Source organism: Pseudonocardia sp. SID8383 (genome assembly GCF_009864975.1).
Classification (GTDB): domain Bacteria; phylum Actinomycetota; class Actinomycetes; order Mycobacteriales; family Pseudonocardiaceae; genus Pseudonocardia; species Pseudonocardia alni.
The window spans coordinates 1-2,113 of sequence record NZ_WWFY01000660.1 but is presented as its reverse complement, the minus strand read 5'-3'; the positions used below and the strand labels follow the sequence as shown (position 1 = coordinate 2,113).

The following is a 2,113-nucleotide window of genomic DNA, read 5'->3' as shown; positions in this document are numbered from 1 at the left end:
CTCCGCCAGGTCGTAGACGGTGCGGTGCGCCCGGTCCAGCCGTTCCCCGGGCTGCGCGACGACGGCGACCGGCACCCCGTGCAGCCGGGCCAGCAGCGCGATCTCCACCGACACGTCGGCGACGAGCAGCCGGGCCGGGCCCGCGGCGAGCAGCGCCGAGACCGCGGCGGTCCGGGCGCGCAGACCGTCGTGGTGGCGGGGTACCCAGTGCAGCGTCCCGCCCGCGGTCACGTCGGCGGTGTCGGCCGTGTCACCACCGGCGGTGTCGCCGCCGCCGGTGTCCAGGGGCAGCTCGTGCCAGGCGCCTGGCCAGCCGTACGGGGCGGGCCGGGACCCGACCCCGACGACCGGGGTGCGGCAGTGCGCGGCGATCGCGGCGGCGCGGTGGGCGTGCCCGCTGCCGTGGTGGTGCACGTAGTAGACGATCGTGCCGGACGTGGCGCCCGGGCCGGTGCCGCCGGTCATACCGCGGCCAGGGCCCGGTAGAGCCGCTCGTAACCGTCGATCATCACCTCGGCCGAGCAGGTCGCCTCGGCGTGCCTGCGGGCGTCGGTGCGCGAGAGCAGCGATGCCGCGCGGATCGCCTCGGCCAGCGCCTCGACGTCGCCGGGCTCGGCCAGCACCCCGCTGAGCGGATCGACGATCTCGGGCAGCGCACCCCGGGCGAACCCGGCGATCGGGGTGCCGCACGCCAGCGCCTCGGCGACGACCAGGCCGTAGGGCTCGTCCCAGCACGGCGACACGACGGCGACGGTCGCGTCCCCGACCAGGCGGGCCAGCGCCCGGTGGTCGAGGTGGCCGAGGTAGTCGACGCCGTCACCGAGCAGCGGGGCGACGCAGGAGTCGAAGAACGCCCGGTCCGGGCACGGCCCGGCCAGGCGCAGCCCGGTCCCGGCCAGCCGCGCCGCCCGGATCGCCTCCACCGGGCCCTTCTCCGGGACGACGCGGCCCGACCACACCGGGACCCCACCGCCCGGCCCGTACTCCCAGGCCGCGGTGTCGACCCCGTTGCGGACCACCGTCGCGCGGGCACCGGTCGGCGCCCAGGCGCGGGCGGTGTGCGCGCTGACCGCGGCGAACCGCAGCCGCTGCGGGTCGCCGAGCCGCACCGCGGACTCCATCCACGGCGTCGGCGGCGTGTGCAGCGTGGTCAGGACGGGGGCGTCGAGCGTGTCGGCCAGCGCCAGCGGCAGGTAGTGCAGGGAGTTGTTGTGCACCACGTCGTAGCGGCCGTGTTCGCGCGAGAGCGCCAGCAGCAGCTCCAGGTAGGAGTGGTGCTCGGCGAGGAACCACTCCGGCGGCATGCCGACGTCGCTGCGGGCGGCACGCGAGATGGGAGGCAGCACCGCCATCTCCCGCACCCGCAGTCCGGGGTCGGAACCGGGCGCGCCGAAGACGGTCACGTCGTGACCGCGGCGTCGCAGCCGGGACGCGAGCCCGGCGGTGTGCGCCTCGAGCCCTCCCGGGAACGGTTCACGGATCGGGTAGCGGGCGGAGGCGATGAGCGCGATCCGGGCGGTCACCGGTGGAAGGCGGGCGGGGTCATGGGTCGACACGCTCCGAGGCTCGTGGGGCGGAACCGTGCGAGCTGGCGGCTGAACCCGGACGTTCCCCGATCATGCGGTGCCCCGGGCCCCCCCACAACTCGACCTTGGGCCCCCGGCCCGGCTACAGCCCCAGCAGCTCCAGCGTGTCGGCGTGCCGGGCCAGCCCGGCGTCCACCCATCCGGGGTGCGTGGCGTACCAGGCCCGTTGCGCGGCGGCGACCTCGTCCTCGCCGATCGCCCGGTCGGAGACGCACCAGTGCGGGCGCGGCGGCGTGTCCAGCCCGAGGGCGTCGACGACGTCGGCGCGCAGCGGGGACCGGATCCCGCCGAGCAGGGTGCGTCCGGGGTCACACACGACGCCCGGCATCCCGGCGGCGTCGAGGATCCGCCCGGCGAGCAGCATCAGCACCCCGTTGCCGGGGTGGTTGAGGGTGTGTGCGGCCGCCGCGCCGAACCCGGCGATCGCGTCGGACACCCCGGCGTCGGTGTCGCGGGCCTCCCGCCGGGCGAGCTCGGCGATCCCGCGGCGGCCCACCTCGCGCAACGCCTCCGGCGTCGGCGGCGGC

2 protein-coding genes and 1 pseudogene are annotated in these 2,113 nt (G+C 77.0%); all 3 read right to left on the bottom strand.

Annotation, left to right across the window (positions count from 1 at the left end):
• A pseudogene (locus tag GTW08_RS16260) lies at positions 1-465 on the bottom strand (hypothetical protein); the annotation flags it as partial.
• On the bottom strand, positions 462-1,523 hold the full coding sequence (locus GTW08_RS16255) for a glycosyltransferase (RefSeq protein ID WP_073575082.1): 1,062 nt from the start codon (positions 1,521-1,523) through the stop codon (positions 462-464). The gene GTW08_RS16255 and the pseudogene GTW08_RS16260, both read right to left, overlap by 4 nt.
• 145 nt (positions 1,524-1,668) lie before the next feature.
• A partial coding sequence (locus GTW08_RS16250; protein WP_202417243.1) for a WcbI family polysaccharide biosynthesis putative acetyltransferase occupies positions 1,669-2,113 on the bottom strand: 445 nt, incomplete at its 5' end.